The 20,639-nt window shown below is 64.2% G+C and carries 20 protein-coding genes and 1 tRNA gene; 13 read left to right on the top strand and 8 right to left on the bottom strand.

From position 1 onward, the window contains the following. Positions 1-85 precede the first annotated feature (85 nt). Positions 86-301 (top strand): hypothetical protein, encoded by a 216-nt coding sequence (locus LQF09_RS07480; protein ID WP_037982202.1) that lies wholly within the window; start codon positions 86-88, stop codon positions 299-301. 56 nt (positions 302-357) lie between these two features. On the opposite strand, the gene pgeF is transcribed toward LQF09_RS07480, so the two are convergent. Next, positions 358-1,131 carry a peptidoglycan editing factor PgeF gene (gene pgeF / locus LQF09_RS07475; RefSeq protein WP_232433188.1) on the bottom strand — a complete coding sequence of 258 codons (774 nt, stop codon included), beginning with the start codon at positions 1,129-1,131 and terminating at the stop codon, positions 358-360. Beyond that, positions 1,128-2,087, bottom strand: a complete 960-nt coding sequence (gene rluD, locus LQF09_RS07470; RefSeq protein WP_386041131.1) for a 23S rRNA pseudouridine(1911/1915/1917) synthase RluD — start codon at positions 2,085-2,087, stop codon at positions 1,128-1,130. Before rluD ends, pgeF begins: the two co-directional genes overlap by 4 nt. Positions 2,088-2,100: 13 nt before the next feature. Between rluD and LQF09_RS07465 the strand changes: the two genes are divergently transcribed. Continuing rightward, complete coding sequence (locus LQF09_RS07465; RefSeq protein WP_037982179.1) at positions 2,101-2,910, top strand: outer membrane protein assembly factor BamD; 810 nt, start codon at positions 2,101-2,103, stop codon at positions 2,908-2,910. Positions 2,911-3,039: 129 nt separating this feature from the next. On the opposite strand, the gene LQF09_RS07460 is transcribed toward LQF09_RS07465, so the two are convergent. Further along, on the bottom strand, positions 3,040-5,223 hold the full coding sequence (locus LQF09_RS07460) for a malate synthase G (RefSeq protein WP_270069589.1): 2,184 nt from the start codon (positions 5,221-5,223) through the stop codon (positions 3,040-3,042). A gap of 288 nt (positions 5,224-5,511) precedes the next feature. On the opposite strand from LQF09_RS07460, the gene LQF09_RS07455 reads away from it, so the two are divergent. After that, the gene (locus LQF09_RS07455; protein ID WP_037983903.1) at positions 5,512-6,708 is read left to right on the top strand and encodes a methyltransferase; all 1,197 of its coding nucleotides are present in this window, start codon (positions 5,512-5,514) and stop codon (positions 6,706-6,708) included. Positions 6,709-6,738: 30 nt separating this feature from the next. Here the strand turns inward: LQF09_RS07455 and LQF09_RS07450 are convergent, their stop codons facing one another. Further along, complete coding sequence (locus tag LQF09_RS07450) at positions 6,739-7,461, bottom strand: sensor histidine kinase (protein ID WP_270069588.1); 723 nt, start codon at positions 7,459-7,461, stop codon at positions 6,739-6,741. Between LQF09_RS07450 and LQF09_RS07445 the strand changes: the two genes are divergently transcribed. Further along, a complete protein-coding gene (locus LQF09_RS07445; protein WP_270069587.1) occupies positions 7,453-7,584 on the top strand; it encodes a hypothetical protein in 132 nt (43 codons plus the stop codon). The genes LQF09_RS07450 and LQF09_RS07445 overlap by 9 nt on opposite strands. Here LQF09_RS07445 and LQF09_RS07440 read toward each other — a convergent pair. Both LQF09_RS07440 and LQF09_RS07435 read right to left on the bottom strand, forming a co-directional pair. Further along, positions 7,581-8,666 (bottom strand): IS630 family transposase, encoded by a 1,086-nt coding sequence (locus LQF09_RS07440; RefSeq protein ID WP_270069586.1) that lies wholly within the window; start codon positions 8,664-8,666, stop codon positions 7,581-7,583. The two genes, LQF09_RS07445 and LQF09_RS07440, sit on opposite strands and share 4 nt — an antisense overlap. Positions 8,667-8,738: 72 nt before the next feature. Then, positions 8,739-10,355 (bottom strand): PAS domain S-box protein, encoded by a 1,617-nt coding sequence (locus LQF09_RS07435; RefSeq protein ID WP_270069585.1) that lies wholly within the window; start codon positions 10,353-10,355, stop codon positions 8,739-8,741. A 780-nt stretch (positions 10,356-11,135) separates the two neighbouring features. Between LQF09_RS07435 and LQF09_RS07430 the strand changes: the two genes are divergently transcribed. The 8 genes from LQF09_RS07430 (at position 11,136) to LQF09_RS07395 (ending at position 18,598) form a co-directional block, all read left to right on the top strand. Further along, complete coding sequence (locus tag LQF09_RS07430; protein ID WP_270069584.1) at positions 11,136-12,134, top strand: SLAC1 anion channel family protein; 999 nt, start codon at positions 11,136-11,138, stop codon at positions 12,132-12,134. Between the two features lie 66 nt (positions 12,135-12,200). Beyond that, the gene (locus LQF09_RS07425) at positions 12,201-13,061 is read left to right on the top strand and encodes an MBL fold metallo-hydrolase (protein WP_270069583.1); all 861 of its coding nucleotides are present in this window, start codon (positions 12,201-12,203) and stop codon (positions 13,059-13,061) included. Between the two features lie 12 nt (positions 13,062-13,073). Continuing rightward, positions 13,074-14,816 carry a SulP family inorganic anion transporter gene (locus tag LQF09_RS07420; protein WP_270069582.1) on the top strand — a complete coding sequence of 581 codons (1,743 nt, stop codon included), beginning with the start codon at positions 13,074-13,076 and terminating at the stop codon, positions 14,814-14,816. 344 nt (positions 14,817-15,160) lie between these two features. Then, positions 15,161-15,358 carry a cytochrome oxidase putative small subunit CydP gene (gene cydP, locus LQF09_RS07415; RefSeq protein ID WP_002923728.1) on the top strand — a complete coding sequence of 66 codons (198 nt, stop codon included), beginning with the start codon at positions 15,161-15,163 and terminating at the stop codon, positions 15,356-15,358. After that, on the top strand, positions 15,348-16,910 hold the full coding sequence (locus LQF09_RS07410; RefSeq protein ID WP_002923727.1) for a cytochrome ubiquinol oxidase subunit I: 1,563 nt from the start codon (positions 15,348-15,350) through the stop codon (positions 16,908-16,910). The genes cydP and LQF09_RS07410 overlap by 11 nt, the downstream gene beginning before the upstream one ends. A gap of 16 nt (positions 16,911-16,926) precedes the next feature. Further along, positions 16,927-18,069, top strand: coding sequence for a cytochrome d ubiquinol oxidase subunit II (gene cydB, locus LQF09_RS07405; protein ID WP_270069581.1), 1,143 nt, complete (start codon positions 16,927-16,929; stop codon positions 18,067-18,069). A gap of 27 nt (positions 18,070-18,096) precedes the next feature. Beyond that, complete coding sequence (cydX, locus tag LQF09_RS07400; RefSeq protein ID WP_002923724.1) at positions 18,097-18,267, top strand: cytochrome bd-I oxidase subunit CydX; 171 nt, start codon at positions 18,097-18,099, stop codon at positions 18,265-18,267. A gap of 19 nt (positions 18,268-18,286) precedes the next feature. Continuing rightward, a complete protein-coding gene (locus LQF09_RS07395) occupies positions 18,287-18,598 on the top strand; it encodes a cyd operon YbgE family protein (protein WP_002923722.1) in 312 nt (103 codons plus the stop codon). A 250-nt stretch (positions 18,599-18,848) separates the two neighbouring features. On the opposite strand, the gene LQF09_RS07390 is transcribed toward LQF09_RS07395, so the two are convergent. Further along, positions 18,849-18,942, bottom strand: a tRNA-Ser gene (locus LQF09_RS07390). Positions 18,943-19,362: 420 nt separating this feature from the next. Here LQF09_RS07390 and LQF09_RS07385 point away from each other — a divergent pair. Beyond that, a complete protein-coding gene (locus LQF09_RS07385; RefSeq protein ID WP_002923721.1) occupies positions 19,363-19,656 on the top strand; it encodes a helix-turn-helix domain-containing protein in 294 nt (97 codons plus the stop codon). 17 nt (positions 19,657-19,673) lie between these two features. On the opposite strand, the gene LQF09_RS07380 is transcribed toward LQF09_RS07385, so the two are convergent. After that, the gene (locus LQF09_RS07380; protein ID WP_002923718.1) at positions 19,674-20,558 is read right to left on the bottom strand and encodes a radical SAM protein; all 885 of its coding nucleotides are present in this window, start codon (positions 20,556-20,558) and stop codon (positions 19,674-19,676) included. Positions 20,559-20,639 lie beyond the last annotated feature (81 nt).

Genomic DNA, 20,639 nt, shown 5'->3' with positions numbered 1-20,639 from the left:
GTGGCGACGGCCGGCGGCCATCGCGTGCTGATTTGTGCTGCATGGCAATCCCGATCCGGCGTCGCAGCGGCGCTACAATTGGCGCATGTACCTGATTCCGATTGCCTGGCTCTATGTCGCCATCCTCGTCGCCGTGTCCGAGGACACCGTCGTCGCTGGCGTGTTGACCTTCGTCTTTTGGGGCATCGCCCCACTCGCCCTCTTCATGTGGATCTTCGGTACCCCGGCCCGCCGGCGGCGCCAGCGCGAACGCGAAGCCCTTGACCGCAACGATAGAGCCGAAACGGGCCCTGATCAATAGCCCAAGCCGTTTGGAGGTCGATGCGAAGCGGGTGCCGGCCATGCCGGAGCCCGGAATCAGTGCGCATCGAGCCAGACCAGAGACGCAAAACGGCCCGTCCTTGCATCACGGCGATAGGAATAGAACTGCCGTGGCGACGAATAGGTGCACGCCCCGCCGCCATCGACACGCTCAACGCCAAGCCTGCGCAGGCGCAGGCGGGCAAGCATGAAGAGGTCAGCCATCCACTTGCCAGGCGCAGCGCCCGCCACGAAAGCCTGCGCGGCCTCCTCATCACTGTCGGCGAGCGCGCACCGGACATCGTCACCGACCTCGAAGGCACCAGGGCCGATCGCCGGCCCCAACCACGCACGCAGGCTGGATGGCGCAACCGCCATATGCGCGACCGTCGCCTCGACGATACCCGCCGCCAACCCGCGCCATCCGGCATGCACCGCTGCCACGACCGTGGCGTCGTCATCGCACAGCAGCACCGGCAGGCAGTCCGCCGTCATCACGGCGCACACCCGGCCCGGCGTCCTTGAAACTGCGGCATCCGCACGAACATGGCCCGTCACCGACTCGGCGTCGACCACCGTGCATCCATGTACCTGATCGAGCCAGGCCGGCTCCGAGGGCAGATGGGCGCGCAACCGTGCGCGATTCGACGCCACCGCCGCCGGGTCGTCACCTACATGAGCACCCAGATTGAAGCTGGCAAAGTCGCCCGCACTAACCCCGCCCTCGCATGTCGTCAGCAATGCACCGACACCCTTGGGCAGAGCCCAGTCCGGGCACAACAAGCCAGGAACCAGCGGCCGACCAACCGTCGGCGAGTGCCCCCCGCTCACGCCAGTTCCTCACGCAAAGCCTGCAGCAGCATGGCGAAGTCGGCGGGCATGGGACACTCCCACGCCATGTCATCACCACTCTGCGGATGGCGCAAACCCAACCTGAAGGCGTGCAGCGCCTGGCGCGCAAAGCTGTCGAGCAAGGCTGAGCCCGTGCGACGCTGACCATAAACGGCGTCGCCCACCAAGGCGTGGCCAACATGCGCCATATGGACCCGGATCTGGTGCGTGCGCCCTGTCTCCAACCTGCACTCGACCAAGGTACAGCGCGCAAAACGCTCTCGCACAAGGTAATGGGTGACGGCCGGGCGGCCGTTGCCGACCACCGCCATCCGCGTGCGCAGACTGGGGTGGCGCCCGATCGGCGCATCGACGCTTGCGCCCGCCGTGAGTTCGCCCTTGACCAGCGCCCAGTAGTGGCGCTTGACGGTTCGCGCCTGAAGCTGGCGCACCAACTCCGTCTGCGCAGCGAGCGTCCTGGCCACGACAAGCAAGCCGCTCGTATCCTTGTCGAGCCGGTGCACGATACCCGCCCGCGGCACTGCCGCCAGCGCCGGGTCGTGGTGCAGCAGTGCATTGAGCAGCGTACCGCTCCAGTTGCCGCTGCCAGGATGCACGACCAACCCGACCGGCTTGTTGATCACGAGCAGGTGCGCATCCTCGAAGACGATGTCGAGCGGGATGTCCTCGGGCTGCTCGGCGCCAAGTTCGGGCGCGGGCGGCGGCGCGATCTCGACGCATTCACCGCCCCACACTTTGCGCTTCGGGTCAGGTGCGTTGCCATCGAGCAGGACGTAGCCATCGCGCATCCATGACTGCAAGCGACTGCGCGAATGCTCAGGGCGCAAGCGGGCGAGCGCCTGGTCCAGGCGCAGGCCTGCAAGTTCATCAGGAATCGTCAGCGCTTCGAGCGAGTCGGGCTCGTCGGCTGGGATATAATCGGCGCGTTCATTCACGCGAGTGTCTTCGATGGCCAGGTTCACCCTCGGAAGTTTAACGGCAAAAGCTGTTCTTATTGGCGCCCTGCTGGCCGGTGGCTGCGGGCTACTGCCCGATCAGGTCGACGAAACAACCGGCTGGAACGCCCAGCGGCTGTATTCCGAGGCAAAGACTTCGATGTCCGAAGGCGCCTACGACCGGGCTGTCACCCTGTTCGAGAAGCTCGAGGCACGCTATCCCTACGGCAGATTTGCCCAGCAGGCCCAGATCGAGGTCGCCTATGCGTACTTCAAGCAGGGGGAACAGGCGCTGGCACTGGCAGCAGCAGACCGCTTCATCCGGCTGCACCCCAACCATCCCAACGTCGATTACGCCTACTACCTCAAAGGCCTGATCAACTTCAACGAAAACCTTGGCCTGCTCGCCAACCTGTCGCGCCAGGATCTCTCCGAGCGCGACCCCAAGGGCGCTCGCGAAGCGTTCGACAGCTTCCGCGAACTCGTCGAGCGCTTCCCGGACAGCCGCTACGCGGACGACTCGCGCGCGCGCATGCAGTACCTGGTCAACTCGCTCGCCTCGCACGAAGTTCACGTCGCGCGCTATTACTACAACCGTGGCGCCTACGTTGCCAGCATCAACCGCGCTCAGACGGCAGTTACGAACTTTCCCCAGGCGCCGGCCATCGAGGAAGCCCTGTTCCTGCTCGTCAAGAGCTACGACGCGCTGGGCATGACCCAACTGCGCGACGACGCCGAGCGCGTCATGCGCACGAACTTCCCTGACAGCGTCTATTTCCGTGGCGGACCGGCAAACACCAAACCGTGGTGGCAGCTGTGGTGAGATAGCCCCGGGCAGGGGCTATGCCCTGCAGGACATGAAGAAAGGCGCCCACGGGCGCCTTTCTTCATTGGCCCACCGACCGAGCCGCAGCCGGTGGCGCAGCGGGCCTCGACCCGCTGCCGATCCAGATCAGGCGCCGAAACGGGCCTTGAACTGCTGGCGATAACGATGCAGCAGCGGCTCAGTGTAGCCGCTGGGCTGGGCGCAGCCTTCGAAGATCAGCGCACGCGCAGCCGCGTAGGCCACGGAAGCACCAAAGTCCGGCGCCATCGGGCGATACAGCGGATCACCGGCATTCTGGCCATCGACTACCGCAGCCATGCGCTGCAGCGTGGCCTCCACCTGCTCGGCGCCGACCACGCCGTGGCGCAACCAGTTGGCGATGTGCTGGCTGGAGATGCGCAGCGTGGCACGGTCCTCCATCAGCCCGACGTTGTTGATGTCGGGCACTTTCGAACAACCGACGCCTTGCTCCACCCAACGCACCACATAGCCCAGGATACCCTGGCAGTTGTTGTCGAGCTCCTGCTGCAGCTCGGCCTCGCTCCAGTTCGCCTGCTCCACCACCGGGATGGTGAGCAGATCGTCGAGCAGGGCCTCGGCCTGCGCGTTGAGATCGAGCTTCTCGATCTCCTGCTGCACCGCGGCCACGCTGACCTGGTGATAGTGCAAGGCGTGCAGTGTGGCGGCAGTCGGCGACGGCACCCAAGCGGTGTTGGCGCCCGCCTTGGGGTGGGCGATCTTCTGCTCCAGCATCGCCGCCATCAGGTCCGGCATGGCCCACATGCCCTTGCCAATCTGGGCGCGGCCACGCAGGCCGGCGGCAAGACCGATCAGCACGTTGCGGCGCTCGTAGGCCGCGATCCACTTGCTGTTCTTGATGTCGCCCTTGCGCATCATCGGACCGGCTTCCATGGCGGTGTGCATCTCGTCGCCGGTGCGGTCAAGGAAGCCGGTGTTGATGAAAGCAACACGCGCGGGCGCAGCGGCAATGCAGGCGCGCAGGTTCACGCTCGTGCGACGCTCCTCATCCATGATGCCGAGCTTGACCGTATGGGCCGGCAGGCCGAGCAGCTGCTCGACACGGGTAAAGAGTTCGTCGGCAAAAGCGACTTCGGCAGGTCCGTGCATCTTGGGCTTGACGATGTAGATGCTGCCCTTACGCGAATTGCCGCGGCGGCCGAGGTCGCGCTTGGCGATCAGCGTGGTCACCACCGCATCCATGATGCCCTCGGGAATCTCCTTGCCCTCACCCCACAGGATGGCAGGATTGGTCATCAGGTGCCCCACGTTGCGCACGAACAGCAGCGCACGGCCATGCAGTTTCACCACCTTGCCATCGGCGCCGGCGTACTCGCGGTCGGCATTCAGGCGGCGGGTCATCTGCTTGCCGCCCTTCTCGAAGCTGTCCTCGAGCGTGCCGCTCATCAGACCAAGCCAGTTGCGGTAGGCAACGATCTTGTCGTCGGCATCGACTGCAGCGACCGAGTCCTCGCAGTCCATGATCGTCGACAGTGCGGCCTCCATCAGCAGATCATTGACGCCAGCCGCATCGGTCTTGCCGATGGCGCCGTCGCGATCGATCTGGATCTCGATGTGCAGGCCGTTGTTGCGAATCAGGAGCGCGCTCGGCGCTGCGGCCTCGCCCTGGAAGCCGATGAACTTCTCGGGCTGTTGCAGGCCGACGGTACTGCCATTGCGCAGCGCAGCCACCAGCTCGCCAGCGGACACGGTGTAAGCGGTGACATCGGCGTGCGAGGCGCCGGCAAGCGCTGCGGCCTGGTCCAGCACCTGGCGACCGAAGGCGATCACCTTCTGTCCACGCACAGGATTGTAGCCCTTGGTGAGTTCGGCGCCGTCCTTCTGGGGAATCGCATCGGTGCCGTAGAGCGCGTCGTAGAGCGATCCCCAGCGCGCATTGGCAGCATTGAGCGCATAGCGCGCATTCATTACCGGCACAACGAGCTGGGGCCCCGCCTGAACGGCGAGCTCGTCATCGACATTGGTGGTGCTGACCTTGGCATCAGCCGGGACCGGGAGCAGGTAGCCGATGGAGGCCAGGAAGGTCTTGTAGGCAGCCATGTCCTTGATGGGGCCTGGATTGGCACGATGCCAGGCATCAACCTCGGCCTGGATGCGATCGCGCTCAGCGAGCAGGGCTGCGTTTCGGGGGGCCAGATCATGCACGAGCGCATCGAACCCGCTCCAGAACGCGGCAGGGTCCACACCGCTGCCCGGCAGGGCCTCTTCCTCAATGAATCGCTTCAGGCTGGTGGCCACCTGAAGACGCTCGCAGGTCACTCGTTCGGTCATGTTCGGGCTCTCTGTACTTGATGTTGACACCACGCCCCTCCTTCGAGGGTGCTTAACCAACGAAGGATGCGATCGAATCGCGCGCGGGTCAATACTCTGAAGCCAAAAGTCTTCTATAAGACACAACATATATCGAGATTCTCCGCACAAGCGCTCAGCCCTCCCCAAGCCGACTGCTCGAGAGGTCTCTGCACGACGACCTCGTCGCCGCGGATCACCGGACGTATCATGCGTTTACCTGCCATGGAATGAACGCCCCCAGAGAACACACACAGTGCGCGCCAACCGATGAACCTTCGTGCCCGGTTCCTTGAACTGCAGACCTTGCTAGCTGAACACGAAGAGATCTGGCGCCCAGCTCCGTTTCATTCAGTCAGTCCCCGGTGGAGGGACCACAGACCCGCGCTTGCGACCGCTCTGGAGGCGCTGGACGACGAGGCGGTCAAACGCTTCGGGCTCGACCCCGAAGCCTGCGCAGACTGGCTCGCGGCTTACCTGCCCGCGCTAGGCATGGTGAACAAGCTCTCCGAAGTCCCTGCGCTGCCCGCTCGCTCACTACCTGCTTCCCGTGCGCGCGAGGATGACGGCATGCCAGGACGCAAGCGCGCGCAAGTCGAAGCATTTGTCCGTCACATCCCGGCCACCGTGACCCCTGCGCTTGAGTGGTGCGCAGGCAAGGGCCACCTCGGCCGCAAGGTTGCACTCACCGACCAGGTACCGGTGGTCTCGCTCGAGCTCAACCCCGCGCTGTGCGCCGACGCCAAGAGCCTTGCCACCCGCAAGGGTGTCGACCAGGAGATCTTGTGCGCCGACGCGCTCACCGCGAGCGGGCACGAACACGTGCGCGGTCGCACAGTCTTCGCGCTCCACGCATGCGGCGAACTCCACCGCAGCCTGGTACGCAACGCACATACTGACGGTGCCGAGGCTTACCGGATTTCTCCGTGTTGCTATCACCTGGGAAGCGAAGACCCCTACCAACCCCTGAGCAGCGACGCCTCGCTGATGCTCGACGCCTCAGCACTACGGCTCGCTGTAACCGAGTTGGTTACCGCACCAGAGCGCGATCGCACTCGTCTCGCGCGCGACCAAGCCTGGAAGCTTGGTTTCATCGCGCTACGCACTGAAGTCGAGGGTGAAACGCGACGCCCTTTCCGTCCCGTACCTGCGGCCTGGTTTGACGGCAGCTTCGATGACTTCTGCCGCAGACTGGCGATCCGCGAGCATGTAAGGCTGCCCGCGAATCCGGCATGGGCGGACTGGGAGCATGTCGGCTGGAAGCGACGTGACGAAGTACTTCGCCTAGAACTCGTGCGCCACGCCTTCCGGCGCGGTCTGGAATTGTGGCTGGTACTCGATCTCGCGCTGGGCCTGGGCGAGCGTGGTTTCGACGTTGTCCTGGGAAGGTTCTGCGAACGCAGCCTGACACCACGCAACCTGCTCGTTATCGGACAGCGGCGACCAGATTCACGCACTGCGACATAGCGAAGCGCCCGTTTTACGCTACCGCCCAGCCTACTCCACCACGATCTGCCCCGAGCGTCCTGGACCGCAAGGGAGTTCGATCGTGACTGATGTGCCCTTGCCTTCCTCGCTCTCGATCCTGACTCGCCCACCCAAGATACCGGTCACCAACTGGTGGGTTATGTGCAAGCCCAACCCAGATCCCCCCTGCCCCATCCGAGTGGTGAAAAATGGATCGAACACGCGCTTGAGATTAACGGCAGAAATACCGCAGCCGTCGTCGCTGACGACCAGCCTCAGCCAATCCTCCCCAGCGGGAGCTGCCGTGAGGGTGATCGCACCCCGATCACGTCCCTCGAAAGCATGGACAAGGGCATTGTTGATGAGGTTGATCAGCACCTGCCCGAGCGGCCCGGGATAACTGTCCAGCTTCAGCCCAGCGGGCACCTCGTCCACCAGCCGGAAGGGGGTACGGCGGATACTCGGCTTCATCGCCAGCCCCACCTCCTGCACGACCTCGCGCAGATCGAATGGGCGACGCTGATCGCTGGTCTGGTCCACGGCGAGCTGCTTGAAACTGCCGATCAGCTCGGCCGCCCGACTGAGGTTGCGTTCGATGATGCGCCCCGCCTCGTCCACACAGGCAAGGAAGTCGTTGAAGACCGATCGCGTGAAACCCGTCGCCACACGTGCGTTGAACTGGCGGTAGACATCGTTCAGCGTACTCGACGCAGTGACCGCGTTGCCGATTGGCGTGTTGAGCTCGTGGGCCACGCCCGCGACCAGGGCGCCAAGCGAAGCCAGTTTCTCGCTCTGCAGCAGCTCGTCCTGGGTACGGCGCAGATGCTCGAGCGCAGCCTCGAGTTCGCGCGTCCGATCGGCGACTCGACCCTCTAGTGTAGTGCTGCATTTTGTTTGGAACTTAAGCGGCTGTTTGCGCGGATGACCTTCTGCAGGATGTCGCGAGCGCTCTTGGTCCAGATGAAGGGCTTGGGGTCAGTGTTGTGGTGAGCGATGTATTGATCAATGGCGGTGATGAGTTCGGAAACGCTGGTGAAGACCCCACGGCGCAGTCGCTCGGTGGTGATGTCACGAAAGAAGCGTTCGACCATGTTCAGCCAGGAGGTCGAAGTAGGCGTGAAATGCATGACGAAGCGCGGATGCTTGGCCAGCCACTCTTGCACGACAGGATGCTTATGTGTCGCGTAGTTGTCGGCGATCAGGTGCAAGGTCTTGTCCTTGGGCGTTTCACGGTCGATCTTTTTCAGGAACTTCAACCATTCGGCGTGGGTGTGCCGCTGCTGACATTGGCCGATGACTTGCCCATCGAGCACGTTGAGCGCGGCAAACAGGGTCGTCGTGCCGTTGCGCTTGTAGTCATGAGTCATGGTGGCTGCCCGGCCCTTTTTCAGCGGCAGTCCCGGTTGTGTGCGATCCAGCGCTTGCACCTGGCTTTTCTCGTCGCAGCACAGCACCAAGGCGTGTTCGGGCGGGGCCATGTACAGACCGACGATGTCTTCAAGTTTCTCGACAAACTTCGGATCGCGCGAGACCTTGAAACCACGCACGATATGCGGCTTCAAGCCGGCCGCTTTCCAATGGCGCGAGATGGTGGTCGCGTGAACGCCCAGTTTCGCCGCCATCTTGCGGCTACTCCAGTGCGTAGCCGTTTCCGGTTTGCTCTGCGTGGTCAGCTCCACCAACTGCGCCAACTCCACCTTCTTCGGCGGCGCACCCCGTGGCAAGTCGCGCTCGATTCCCGCAAGCCGCATCTCGGCATAGCGCCCACGCCAGCGGGCCGCTTGAATTCGCCCGATGCCCAAATGTTCCGCAATCTGCAGGTTCTGCATGCCCTCGGCGGCCAGCAACACAATGCGGGCGCGCTGCGACAACCTGACGCTCGTGAGCCGCGAACTCGTCAGCTTCATCAACTCCGCTCGTTCGTCCTCGGTCAAAACAATCTCTGGCGCAACCCGCATTCGACCCTCCGCTCCGCATGCATGAAGCATGATAGCGGAAGTCGTCAATTAAGTATGCTTAAGAGCGCAGCACTACACTAGCGTAGCGTTCAACTCGAGCACTTCACGTTCACGCTGCTTGCGGACACTGATATCGCGCGCGACACCGATTACCAGCCGCTCGCCGTTTTCGTCGAACCCACTCAGCGCCACCTCTGCATCGAAGGTGCCACCGCCGCCGCGCGAGTGAACCCATTCGAAGCGTTGCGGCTGCCCCGCACGCGCCGCGGCCAGGTAGCGCGCAGCCAACTCGGCGGAGGCGCCCCCACGCTGCATGGGCGGTGACAACGTCAGGGGCGAGTGCCCGATGATGTCCTCGCGTGCCCGCTCGTACATCACCAGCGCGGCGTCGTTGCAGTCGATGACGATGCCGTCGCGAACGAGGAACATGGCGTCATTGGAATGCCGCACCATGTGCGCCAGCCGGCGCATGTGCTGGGCGGCCTGATCCCGCTCGATGGCGGCGCCGATCCAGCGCGCGAGCAACTCCACGAAGTACTTCTCACCGGCGCTGAAAGGCGTCTGTCTCGCTTCAGCCGCAGCGAAACCGAGGCAACCGTATAGCCGTCCGCCCACCTCAAGGCGGATACCGATGTAGGTCTCGAAGCCAAGCATGCGGTAGCTCGGGTGATCGCGCGCGGCCGAGGCCCCAACGGACTCGAAGGCCTGGATGCAGCCCGCACGCACCGGCAGGTCGCAGTAGCTCGACGCGAGTTCGAACTCGCTGCCCTGGACCAAGCCGGACTCACTCGAGGCATGGATCGCCGTCACTCGGCAGCGCTCGTCATGGATCTCGCAGATCACCGCGATCTCGATACCCAAGAACTCGGCCCCCAGACTCAGCGCAGTGGACAGTTGCTCGGCAAGCGTGAGCGCACTGCGCGACGCGATGTCGTTGAGCACCGCAAACGCCCTCACCTGGCGTTCGACCTCGAGCGCAGCCTGCTTCTGATGAGTGATATCGAGCACGAAACCGTCGAGATAGCGCGGCCCGCCATCGCGTGGCGGAACAACCGCACCGTACTCCGCCATCCAGTGCACCTGCCCATCGGCGCCCAGCATGCGGTACTCCATCTCCCAGCTCCCAGCCTCCTCGACGGCATGCTTGACCAGCTCGGATACCCAGGCGATATCCTCCGGATGCACGCAGCCGCCCAGGGTCCGCCCCCCGGCAACGAGGAAATCCGCCGTCGGATAGCCGACGATATGCTGATCCCTGCCGCTCATGAAATGTGCTGTCCAGTTCTCGTCGTCAAGGCAACGAAAGACCGTGCCCGGGAAGTGCTCGATCAGTGTACGTAGCTTGGTTTCACTGTCCTGCAGTGCGCGCTCCGCCGCACGCCGCTCGGCAATCTCACGACGCAGTGCCTCGACGACCTTGCGGCGCTGCCGCAAGATGAAGCTCAGCAGCCCGACCACTGCAAGAAGCAAGGCAGCAAATACGGACAGTGCGATCGTCAGGTGCTGCGCACGCTGCGCGAGTCGGGACGCGCCCCTATCCTCGCTCGCGACCGTACCGACCGGAGCCGCGCCCTGCCCCTCTCCCCGCGCCGACAACCCAGTCGGGGAGAAGTCGACACCTGCCGGCACCTGCTGAACAGCGGCCTGCGGCACGGCAGCATGCACGCCAAGCGGAACGGCAGCGATCAACAGCAACACCGATAACCCCGCCGCGAACCATGCGCGTGGCAATGATGGCATTTGCATCGACTGTGACCCCACTGGAGCATGCCGCGAAACAGGGGGCGCAAGACCTGGCCAAGGGGCGTGCGACTGATCGCCGGTTGCCATCGGGCTGCGCAAGGACGGGCCTGTCAGCGAGGCCACCCAAGCATTGTCGCCAAGTTCGACAGACGTTTCCAGTGCGCGTCTACAAGTGCGAATTGGGGCTGCATGCGGACCTTCGGCAATGAGCGCTCCCGTCTCCCGACGCCTGTGGGCCGTCACATCGTCCGGCCGACTGGCTTGCGCAGCATCAATACACAGGTCCTCATGGACTCCAGCGGAGACGTCGGAACGTGTGATACGCCGCCACGACACCTCCACATCCGACTCAGCAGGCAAAATGCGCCAGAAATGGCAGCAATCACCGCCATCTTAGGCAGCAGAAGTCACTCCAAAGCCGGCGTCTTGTCCCGAGGCTCCAGCTTTGGCGCAGATATTTCAAGCGCAATCCTGCTTCCGCAGAGTTGGCACGCCGATTGCGCATGCCTTGACAGAGCGAGGCCTGGCCAGCACGGGAAGCCATTATTTTTAGCTATCAAAATTAATCACTGAATAAGGTTGCCATAAATATTAGAGCACTCTAATGTTATAGCCATCGAAAGACACTCCCGTCTCCCTAGGAGCACGATCATCGAAAACGCACAGCAATTCAGCTTTCCCCGCCTGAACGTACCGGCCCCTGGAGCCGAACCGCAAGGAAGAACGATGAACGCCCCCGCCTCCTCCGCCACGCCCGCCGCTGCGCACGACGCGCATGGCGGACGGCTCGCACATTTCCCGGTCGCCCTGTTCTCCACCGTGATGGGCATGGCGGGCCTCACCATTGCCTGGCTCAAGGCCCATCACATCGGTGGCATGCCGATCGAGATCGGCGTCGCGCTGCGCTGGCTGGCGAGCGCGCTGTACCTGTTCCTCCTCGTGATGTACGGAGCCAAGCTGCTGCGCCACCCCGAAGCGGTGAAGGCCGATCGCGCCCATCCGGTGCGTCTGAACTTCTTCCCCGCCATCTCCATCGGCCTGCTGCTGCTGTCGATCGCCTGGGCGCAGGACGCCCCGACCGTCGCGCCGTGGATGTGGGGCATCGGCGCCGCGGTGCATCTCATGTTCACACTGTTCGCCATGAGCAGCTGGATCCACCACACCCACTACGACATCAAGCACGCCAACCCGGCCTGGTTCATCCCCGTGGTGGGCAACATCATCGTGCCGATCGCCGGCGTGCGCTTCGCGCCGGCGGACATCAGCTGGTTCTTCTTCAGCATCGGGTTGGTGTTCTGGCTGGTACTGATGACGATCGTGCTGTACCGGCTGTTCTTCCACGAACCGCTGCCCGCGCGCCTTACACCCACGCTCTTCATCCTGATCGCGCCGCCTTCGGTCGGCTTCCTGGCCTATGTCGCACTTACCGGCCAGGTCGACGCCTTTGCCCGCGTGCTCTACTTCACCGCGCTGTTCCTGACCCTGCTGCTGGCCAGTAACGCCGTGCGCTTCTTCCGCCTGCCCTTCTTTATCTCGGCGTGGGCCTACTCCTTCCCGCTGGCGGCGATGACGATCGCCACCTTCGAGATGAGTGCGCGCAGCGGACTGCCTTTCTACGCGGGGCTTTCCTGGCTGATGCTCGCGGTGCTCAGTGGGGTCGTAGCGCTGCTCGCATGGAAGACCTTGGCTGCGGCTCACCATGGCAAGATCTGCTTGCCGGAATAGACGTGCGACACGAGCGCATCCTGCGCGATGAGCGCATTCTCAACACTTCAACATGGAGGTTTGGCCATGCAACGTGCTGACATCCAATCCTTTTTCGATCCGACCACCTTCACCGTAACGCATATCGCCTCTGACCCGGCTAGCCGCCGCGCGGCAATCATCGACAGCGTGCTCGACTACGACCCCAAATCCGGGCGCACATCGCGCACCTCCGCCGACAAGGCCATCGCTTACGTACGCGAGACCGGTCTGACGGTCGACTGGCTGCTCGAGACCCACGCCCACGCCGACCACCTGTCTGCCGCGCCTTACCTCAAGCAGCAGCTCGGCGGCAAGATCGGCATCGGCGCGCATATCCGCCAGGTGCAGGGCGTGTTCAAGGACATCTTCAACGCCAAGGACATGAACACCTACGGCGCCGAGTTCGACCACCTGTTCGAGGACGGCGAGCGCTTCCGCATTGGTGAGCTGGACGTCGAGGTGATGCACACCCCCGGCCATACGCCGGCCTGCCTCACCTACATCGTCGGACCGGACGCCTTCGTCGGCGACACCCTGTTCATGCCCGACTACGGCACCGCGCGCTGCGACTTCCCCGGCGGAGATGCAGCCATGCTGTTCCGCTCGATCCGCAAGGTGCTCTCGCTGCCACCCGAGACGCGGCTGCACCTGTGCCACGACTATCCGCCCGACGACCGCGCCCCGGTGTGGGAAACAACGGTCGCAGAGCAGAGGGCGAAGAACATTCACATCCATGACGGCGTGACCGAGGCCGACTTCGTCGCCATGCGCACCGCGCGCGACCGTACGCTGGCCATGCCGACGCTGCTCCTGCCGGCGATCCAGGTCAATGTGCGTGCGGGCGAGCTGCCACCGGCCGAGGACAACGGCGTGCATTACCTGAAGATACCGATCGATCTGCTTTAGGCACGCCATCCCATGCCCACGACGACGGCCGCCGCCCCCCGCACCCTGCTCGCGCGCTGGCACGACTACCGGCTCGGTGCACTCAGCGACGACCTGATCGCGGCAGTCATCGTCACCATCCTGCTGGTACCGCAGAGCCTGGCCTACGCCATGCTTGCCGGCCTGCCGCCGGTGGTGGGCGTGATGGCGAGCCTGCTGCCCATCGTCGCCTACGCCGCCTTCGGCTCCAGCAGCAGCCTCGCCGTGGGGCCGGTGGCGGTGCTGGCGATGATGACGGCGCAGGCGGTCGGCGGCGTCGCCGCCGCGCATCAGATCACGCCGCACCTGGCGGCACTGGTACTGGCGCTGGAGATGGCGGCGGTATTTCTCATCGCCGCGCTGTTCCGCCTCGAGACGCTGGCGGCGCTGCTCGGCACGCCGGTGCTGCACGGCTTCATCACCGGTGCCGCGCTGGTGATCGCGATCGGCCAGCTCCCCGCACTGCTGGGGGTGCAGGCTGGCGGCAGCACGGTAGTCGCACTGTGGCAGTCGCTCGCCGGCGCCAGTCACCCGTTGCCCCATGCGACCACCGCACTCATCGGCGTGCTGGCGCTTGCGCTGATGTGGGCCCTGCGCCGGCACGGCAGCCCCGTGCTGCAAGGCCTGGGCTTCAGGCCCCGGACTGCGCAGTTGCTGGCGCGTACCGCGCCCATCGTCGTGGTCGCGGCTGCGATCGCCTGGGTCGCCGGCTTCCCGCACCTGAATGAGGGAGTCGCCCTGTCGGGCGGCATCAGCCTTGGCGAGGGCCTGGCCTTCCCAATGCCGTGGACGGCGCCCTTGCCGGTGTGGCGTGAACTGCTTGCCCCGGCGGTACTGCTGGGACTGGTGGCGTATGTCGAGAGCCTCGCCGTGGCCGAGGCCCTCGGCGCACGCCGCGGCGAGAAGGTATCGCCCCGGCGCGAACTCTTCGGCCTGGCAGCGGCCAACGCCGCGGCCAGCGTGTCCGGCGGCATGCCGGTCACCGGCGGCTTCGCGCGCAGCATCGTCAACTTCGACGCCGGCGCTCGCACGCGCATGGCCGGCGTGTGGACCGCGCTCTTCCTCGCGCTGGCGATCGCGCTGCTGGGCGACGTGCTGCACTACCTGCCGCGCGCCGTACTTGCCGCGACCATCGTCGTGGCCGTACTGTCGCTGGTGGATTTCGCGCCCTTCGTGCTGGCGTGGCGCTACTCGCGCACCGAGTTCGCCCTGATGCTGATGGTGGCGGTGCTGACGCTGACGGTGGGGGTGAAGGAGGCCTTGCTCGCCGGTGTGGTCGGTGCCGTCGGCCTGCTGCTGCAGCGCACCGCCCGCCCCCACTGGACCGAGGTCGGGCGCCTGGCCGGCACCGACGTATTCCGCAACGTCAATCGCTTCGAGGTAGAGACGCTGCCCGAGGTCCTGTCGATCCGGGTCGATGAGAGTCTGGTGTTCACCAACTCACGCTGGATCTCCGAGACGCTGTCGTCTGCCCTGGCGCGCCGCCCGAACCTGCGCCACGTGGTGCTGATGATGAGCGGGGTCAATGGCATCGACCTCACCGGCCTAGAGGTCCTGATGCAGCTAGATCGCGAACTGCGCGCCAAGGGCCTGCAGCTGCATTTCTCGGAACTGAAAGGTCCGGTGCGGGACCGCCTGGACCGGACCGGGGTGACAGCGTGGCTGTCGGGCCGCATCTTCATGACTCAGGCCGAAGCCTTCAATACCCTCGCCAGAAACTGCTGCGGCGCCCACTGACGCGGGCGCAATGCACGCCTTGACGCAGCCACTGCGGCCTGCGTCCGCCTAGCTGGCGTCGCGCGCGTGATCGTGCGCCACTGCGGGCTTCTCCACGCCCCGCGAGCCGGCACAAGTGCTCACAGCGTTCCGTGACGCCGCGCTCTGGCGCACAACCTTCCACCGCTGCCACTTTGACACTTCAAGGGTGCACGAACTGCCACATCTGCAGACAGCAGCAGTGACAGCCCTCTCCCCTGAGCAAGGGATCTACCCGCAAGTACCTTGATTCAACTCAAATCCAGCCCATTCGGCGACGCTGGCACGGGACTTGATAAGCACCCCCTTATCAAAAGGAGTTCCGCATGAACCTGCCAGATCAAGGCCTGCTGCGCCATCTCGTCGTCGTCGTACTGATCAAGCTCGCGCTGATCACGGCGCTGTGGTGGGCCTTCATCCGCGACGCACGCGTATCGGTCGACAGCTCGACCATGGCCGCACAGGTTTCCCGTTCAACTCCGCCATCGCATCGACCACCTCCAGGAGAAACCCATGGTCAGTGAGCAACTCGTCGACCTGTCGCGGCTGCAGTTCGCAGCCACGGCGATGTACCACTTCCTCTTCGTGCCGCTCACGCTCGGCATGGTGTGGATGCTGGTCATCATGGAAAGCGTCTATGTCATGACCGGCAAGACGATCTACAAGGACATGACCCGCTTCTGGGGCAAGCTCTTCGGCATCAACTTCGCACTGGGCGTCACCACCGGCATCACGCTGGAGTTCCAGTTCGGCACCAACTGGGCCTACTACTCGCACTACGTGGGCGACATCTTCGGTGCGCCGCTGGCGATCGAGGGTCTGATGGCCTTCTTCCTCGAATCGACCTTCATCGGTCTGTTCTTCTTCGGCTGGGACCGCCTGTCGCGCCAGCAGCACCTGCTGGTGACGATCCTGATGGCGGTGGGCACCAACCTGTCGGCGCTGTGGATCCTGATCGCCAACGGCTGGATGCAGAACCCGGTGGGTTCCGAGTTCAGTTTTGAAACCATGCGCATGGAGCTCACCGACTTCTGGGCGGTGGTGTTCAACCCGGTGGCACAGGGCAAGTTCGTGCATACGGTGTCGGCGGGCTACGTGACCGGCGCCATGTTCGTGCTGTCGATCTCGGCCTGGTACCTGCTGCGCGGGCGCGATGTGGAGTTCGCCAAGCGGTCGTTCCGCATCGCTGCGGCCTTCGGCTTCGCCTCGATCTGCTCGGTGATCGTGCTTGGCGACGAATCCGGCTACGCGCTCGGCGAAGCACAACAGACCAAGCTCGCGGCAATGGAGGCGATGTGGGAGACCGAACCAGCCCCGGCCAGCTTCAACGTCATCGCCGTGCCCAACGAAGCCGAGATGAAGAACGACTTCGCCATCCATATTCCCTGGGTGATGGGCCTCATCGGCACGCGCTCCCTCGACAAGGAGCTGCCCGGCCTGAACCAGATCTACGCCCTGAACCGCGAGCGCGTAACCGTAGGCGTAGAGGCGGTGAAGCTGCTCGAGGCGCTGCGCAAGAACCCGCAGGACGCAGCACTGCGTGAAGCCTTCGACAAGGTCAAGAGCGACCTCGGCTTCGGCCTGCTGCTCAAGAAATACGTCGCCTCGATGGACGACGTCACCCCCGCGCTGATCGACCGCGCCGCGCGCGACACGCTGCCCAAGGTGGCGCCGCTGTTCTGGACCTTCCGCATCATGGTGGCTTTGGGCTTCGCGATGCTGGCGCTGTTCGGCCTGGCGCTGTGGTACTCGATCAAGGGCGACTTCGCACAGCGGCCGTGGCTGCTCAAGTGGGCGCTGTGGTTCCTGCCGATGCCGTGGCTGGCCTGCGAGATGGGCTGGTTCGTCGCCGAGTACGGCCGCCAGCCGTGGACGATCTACGGCGTGCTGCCCACCCACCTGTCGGTGTCCACGCTGACGGTGGAAAGCCTGTATGGCTCGCTGGCTGGCTTTGTCGGCTTCTACACCCTGCTGCTGATCGTCGAGATGGTTCTGATGATCAAGTTCGCCCGCCAGGGGCCGGGCAGCCTGGGCACCGGCCGCTACATGAACGAAACCCAGCACGCCCACGCCTGATCCCGGAGCGGACATCATGATCTTCGACTACCCGACCCTGAAACTCATCTGGTGGCTGCTGGTGGGCGTGTTGCTCGTCGGCTTCGCCATCATGGACGGCCACGACATGGGCGTGGGCACCCTGCTGCCCTTCGTCGGCCAGAACGACGAGGAGCGCCGCGTCGTCATCAACACCGTCGGCCCGCACTGGGACGGCAACCAGGTGTGGTTCATCACCGGCGGCGGTGCCATCTTCGCCGCCTGGCCGATCGTCTATGCCACAGCCTTCTCGGGCTTCTACTGGGCGATGCTGGCGGTGCTGTGGGCGCTCTTCTTCCGCCCGGTGGGCTTCGACTACCGCAGCAAGATCCACAACGCCGCCTGGCGCAGCACCTGGGACTGGGGGCTCTTCATCGGCGGTGCAGTGCCGCCGCTGATCTTCGGCGTGGCCTTCGGCAACCTGCTGCAAGGCGTGCCCTTCCACTTCGACGACACCCTGGTGTCCCACTACACCGGCAGTTTCTGGGGCCTGCTCAACCCCTTTGCGCTGCTCGCCGGCGTGGTGAGCACGGCGATGATCACCTTCCACGGCGCGATCTATCTTGCGCACCGTACCGAGGGCGACATCCAGCGCCGTTCGATAACCGCCGCGCTGGTTTTCGGCGTGCTGATGCTGGTGGGCTTCACCGCCGCCGGGCTATGGATCGCCAACGGCAGCTTCGGCTACGCCATCACCTCGGCGGTGGACACCGCGGCGCTGCCCAACCCACTCGCCAAGACAGTCGAACTGCAGCCCGGCGCCTGGCTGGCCAATTACGCCAAGGCGCCGCTGACGATGCTGGTGCCGGCGCTGGGCTACGCCGGCGGCATTGCCGCGCTGTTGCTGGTCTGGAAGGGGCGCACCCTGGCCGCTTTCGTTGCTTCGTCGTTCGCCATCGTGGGCGTGATCGGCACCGCTGGCGTATCCATGTTCCCCTTCGTGATGCCCTCCTCGACCGTGCCGGGCGCCAGCCTCACCGTGTGGGATGCGGTCTCAAGCCAACGCACGCTGGGCATCATGTTCTGGGCCACGCTGATCTTCATGCCGATCATCGTTGCCTACACCAGTTGGGCCTACAGCGTGATGGCAGGCAAAGTCACCGCGGCCTACATCCGCGAGAACGAGCACTCCGCATACTGAGCGCGCACACGAAACAAGGAGAACGACATGTGGTATTTCGCCTGGGTCCTGGGCATCGGCTTCGCCGTGCTGCTGGCCATCCTCAACGCCCTGTGGGGCGAAAATGAACAGGCGCGCGAAGAGGCACGCGCCGACGCGCTGCGACAGCCCCGTCTCGACGCCGATCCGGTTCACCCGAACGGCAGCGGCGCACACTGAAGGCGGCAAGGAGGCCACGATGAACACGAAGGTCGCCCCCCACCCGCCCGCCGCGCCGACCGGCGGGATCAGCCTGCTGCCGCTGCTGACAGCCATCGCGATCATGCTCGGCATCACCGCCTGGCCCGCCGCCCTCTCCGGTCCGCAGGGCGGCGCGGACCACTGGGCCGCTATGGCACTGTTCTGGGCCATGAGCGCGGGCTTCGTGCGTGGCGTCGGCTTCGTACCACGACACCTGGCCTGGCGCCTGATGTTCTCGGGTACCGCCTGTCTGCTCGGCATCGCCCTGGCCGTCGTACGCCTGGCGTCCTTGCACGGCAGTCCTGTGTAACCTCGGTGACATAGCGCTGATCACACCGCCTGTCTGCGCGAGAGCGGCTTTGCCAAAGCACGCTACGTCATCAACGGTTTCCAGGGCGAAGTGATCAAGGAAGGAACACAGGCCGGATTCCGCCTCAAGAACGGCTGGCAGAACAGCGGCCAACCGTGGTCGCCCAAGATGAACGCTGACAAGGACCATCGCCTCGGCCTGCGCCGCGTAAACGCAAAAAAGCCCCTCGAAACAAGGGGCTTCAGTGCTCTGGCGGAGACGGAGGGATTCGAACCCTCGATGCGAGTTTTAGCCCGCATGCTCCCTTAGCAGGGGAGTGCCTTCGACCTCTCGGCCACGTCTCCATCAGGAAGGCGCGATCATAGCGAGTTCGGGGCTATCGGTCAAACACGTTCACGCGCCTTTTTCATGCATCGCACCATTGGCCGAATCGAGCCGCCCCCCCCGAAGGAAGGTCAGCACACGACGGCGTCAAGCTGAACTATTAGTGCCATTGTCGTATCCAATTTGACGTGAAAGTGCCTCGTCACTACCGTTGAAGGCGTCAGGACAGGAATTTGCCGGAGGACGCCGGCAGACAGAGCACATCAGGCAAAAAATCACAGATTTCAACTAAAACAACAAAAACCACATTGTATGAGGAAAGGATAGTGATCTATACTTCATACACCCTATGACTTAGGTCATAGGAAACCCATTCACCCCATGCCAGAGTCGACCCCGTTGCCGTGTCCACCTTGGTCAAGAGAAAAAGGAATACCGTAATGAAAGTCACCGAAAAAATCGATGTTCGCGAAATTCGCCGAAAGCTCGGCCTGAACCAGTCGCAGTTCTGGTCCAAGATCGGCGTGACCCAGAGTGGCGGGTCGCGTTACGAAAGCGGGCGCAACATTCCTCGCCCCGTGCAGGCGCTGCTGCGCCTGGTGCATGTCGAGCAAATCGACATCAACAAGGTCAAGCGCGACGACGTGGATGTCGCCGAGTACCTCAAGGCGACCAACCCCGAGCTTTACAAGACGCTCAAGAAGGAAGCTCGTGCCAAGCGCAAGGAGCGCTGATCACCGGGCAATCGAACTCAAGGGCTGACGGATACCGTCAGCCCTTTTTTTCTGATGCGCTCGGCAATCGCTTCGAGTTCGTCGCTGGTCAAGGCGCTGAGTCGTGACGCCTCCGCCTGCATGGACGGACGTGCAACTCCGTACAGCAGCACCCCGCGCAAGTGCTCCAGTCCGGCCGCCTCGAGCACCCCGAGATAAGCCTCGATGTCCGCGTCCGCGGGTACCTGACCATCCCAACGGAACATGCAGGTCTGAACCCAGGTCGGACAGGCCAGCGCGCAGCGCTGCAAGTTGCGCGCGACGGCCTCCGGCTCCAGGTGTACGCCATTGATGCGCTCGATACCGTCCACCGTGCCTGCATCGACCTTGAACCACACCTCTCCCCCCGCATCCGCCAGCCGGCGCACTGCGGAGAGGACGCGTGCCTGGCCCAACAGGCTGCCATTGGTGATCAACCTGAGCGGCACGGCATCCGCCGCAAGGCCGAACTCCGCCTTGAGCCCGGCAACCAGCTCGACCGCCTCGCCGAAGACCGCCGCACTCGTCGGCTCGCCGTTTCCAGAGAAGGCAATGTCGCGAATGACACGCGCACCATCGGGAACGTGGCGCGCCATCCAGCTGCCGTGGATGAGGTCGGCGAGGAAGCCGCGCAATTCGTCCTGCAGTCGGGCAAGATCGATCTCCGGTGCCTTGCCCCGCACCAGGCCAGGCACCTGGCAATACACGCAATGCCAGTTGCAGGCATTGTTCGGGTTGAGGTTGATGCCGATCGACACCCCACCTGCTCGCCTTGACAGCACCGGATACACATAGGTGAGCCCGGCGAGATCGCGGTCGTGGTTTCGGATGTCCAGGGTGCTGGCACGGTTTGCCGGTGCACCCGAAGAAATGGAAGAATTCATCGTCAGCTCAGAGACTTGCAATTTCCGTGGACACCGGCAGCAGCGCCCCCGGTGCTATAATCCGCGCCCCCACAAGAGAGA

This window comes from Thauera sp. WB-2 (genome assembly GCF_027594845.1).
Taxonomy (GTDB): Bacteria; Pseudomonadota; Gammaproteobacteria; order Burkholderiales; family Rhodocyclaceae; genus Thauera; species Thauera mechernichensis.
Note: the sequence above shows the minus strand (reverse complement) of the source record. Positions and strands in the feature narration are given on the sequence as shown.

Coding starts and splice junctions, on each gene's coding strand:
- LQF09_RS07480 (WP_037982202.1), top strand. CDS start 86: ATGTACCTGATTCCGATTGCCTGGCTCTATGTCGCCATCCTCGTCGCC.
- LQF09_RS07465 (WP_037982179.1), top strand. CDS start 2,101: ATGGCCAGGTTCACCCTCGGAAGTTTAACGGCAAAAGCTGTTCTTATT.
- LQF09_RS07460 (WP_270069589.1), bottom strand. CDS start 5,223: ATGACCGAACGAGTGACCTGCGAGCGTCTTCAGGTGGCCACCAGCCTG.
- LQF09_RS07455 (WP_037983903.1), top strand. CDS start 5,512: ATGAACCTTCGTGCCCGGTTCCTTGAACTGCAGACCTTGCTAGCTGAA.
- LQF09_RS07440 (WP_270069586.1), bottom strand. CDS start 8,666: ATGCGGGTTGCGCCAGAGATTGTTTTGACCGAGGACGAACGAGCGGAG.
- LQF09_RS07430 (WP_270069584.1), top strand. CDS start 11,136: ATGAACGCCCCCGCCTCCTCCGCCACGCCCGCCGCTGCGCACGACGCG.
- LQF09_RS07425 (WP_270069583.1), top strand. CDS start 12,201: ATGCAACGTGCTGACATCCAATCCTTTTTCGATCCGACCACCTTCACC.
- LQF09_RS07420 (WP_270069582.1), top strand. CDS start 13,074: ATGCCCACGACGACGGCCGCCGCCCCCCGCACCCTGCTCGCGCGCTGG.
- cydP (WP_002923728.1), top strand. CDS start 15,161: ATGAACCTGCCAGATCAAGGCCTGCTGCGCCATCTCGTCGTCGTCGTA.
- LQF09_RS07410 (WP_002923727.1), top strand. CDS start 15,348: ATGGTCAGTGAGCAACTCGTCGACCTGTCGCGGCTGCAGTTCGCAGCC.
- cydB (WP_270069581.1), top strand. CDS start 16,927: ATGATCTTCGACTACCCGACCCTGAAACTCATCTGGTGGCTGCTGGTG.
- cydX (WP_002923724.1), top strand. CDS start 18,097: ATGTGGTATTTCGCCTGGGTCCTGGGCATCGGCTTCGCCGTGCTGCTG.
- LQF09_RS07395 (WP_002923722.1), top strand. CDS start 18,287: ATGAACACGAAGGTCGCCCCCCACCCGCCCGCCGCGCCGACCGGCGGG.
- LQF09_RS07385 (WP_002923721.1), top strand. CDS start 19,363: ATGAAAGTCACCGAAAAAATCGATGTTCGCGAAATTCGCCGAAAGCTC.
- LQF09_RS07380 (WP_002923718.1), bottom strand. CDS start 20,558: ATGAATTCTTCCATTTCTTCGGGTGCACCGGCAAACCGTGCCAGCACC.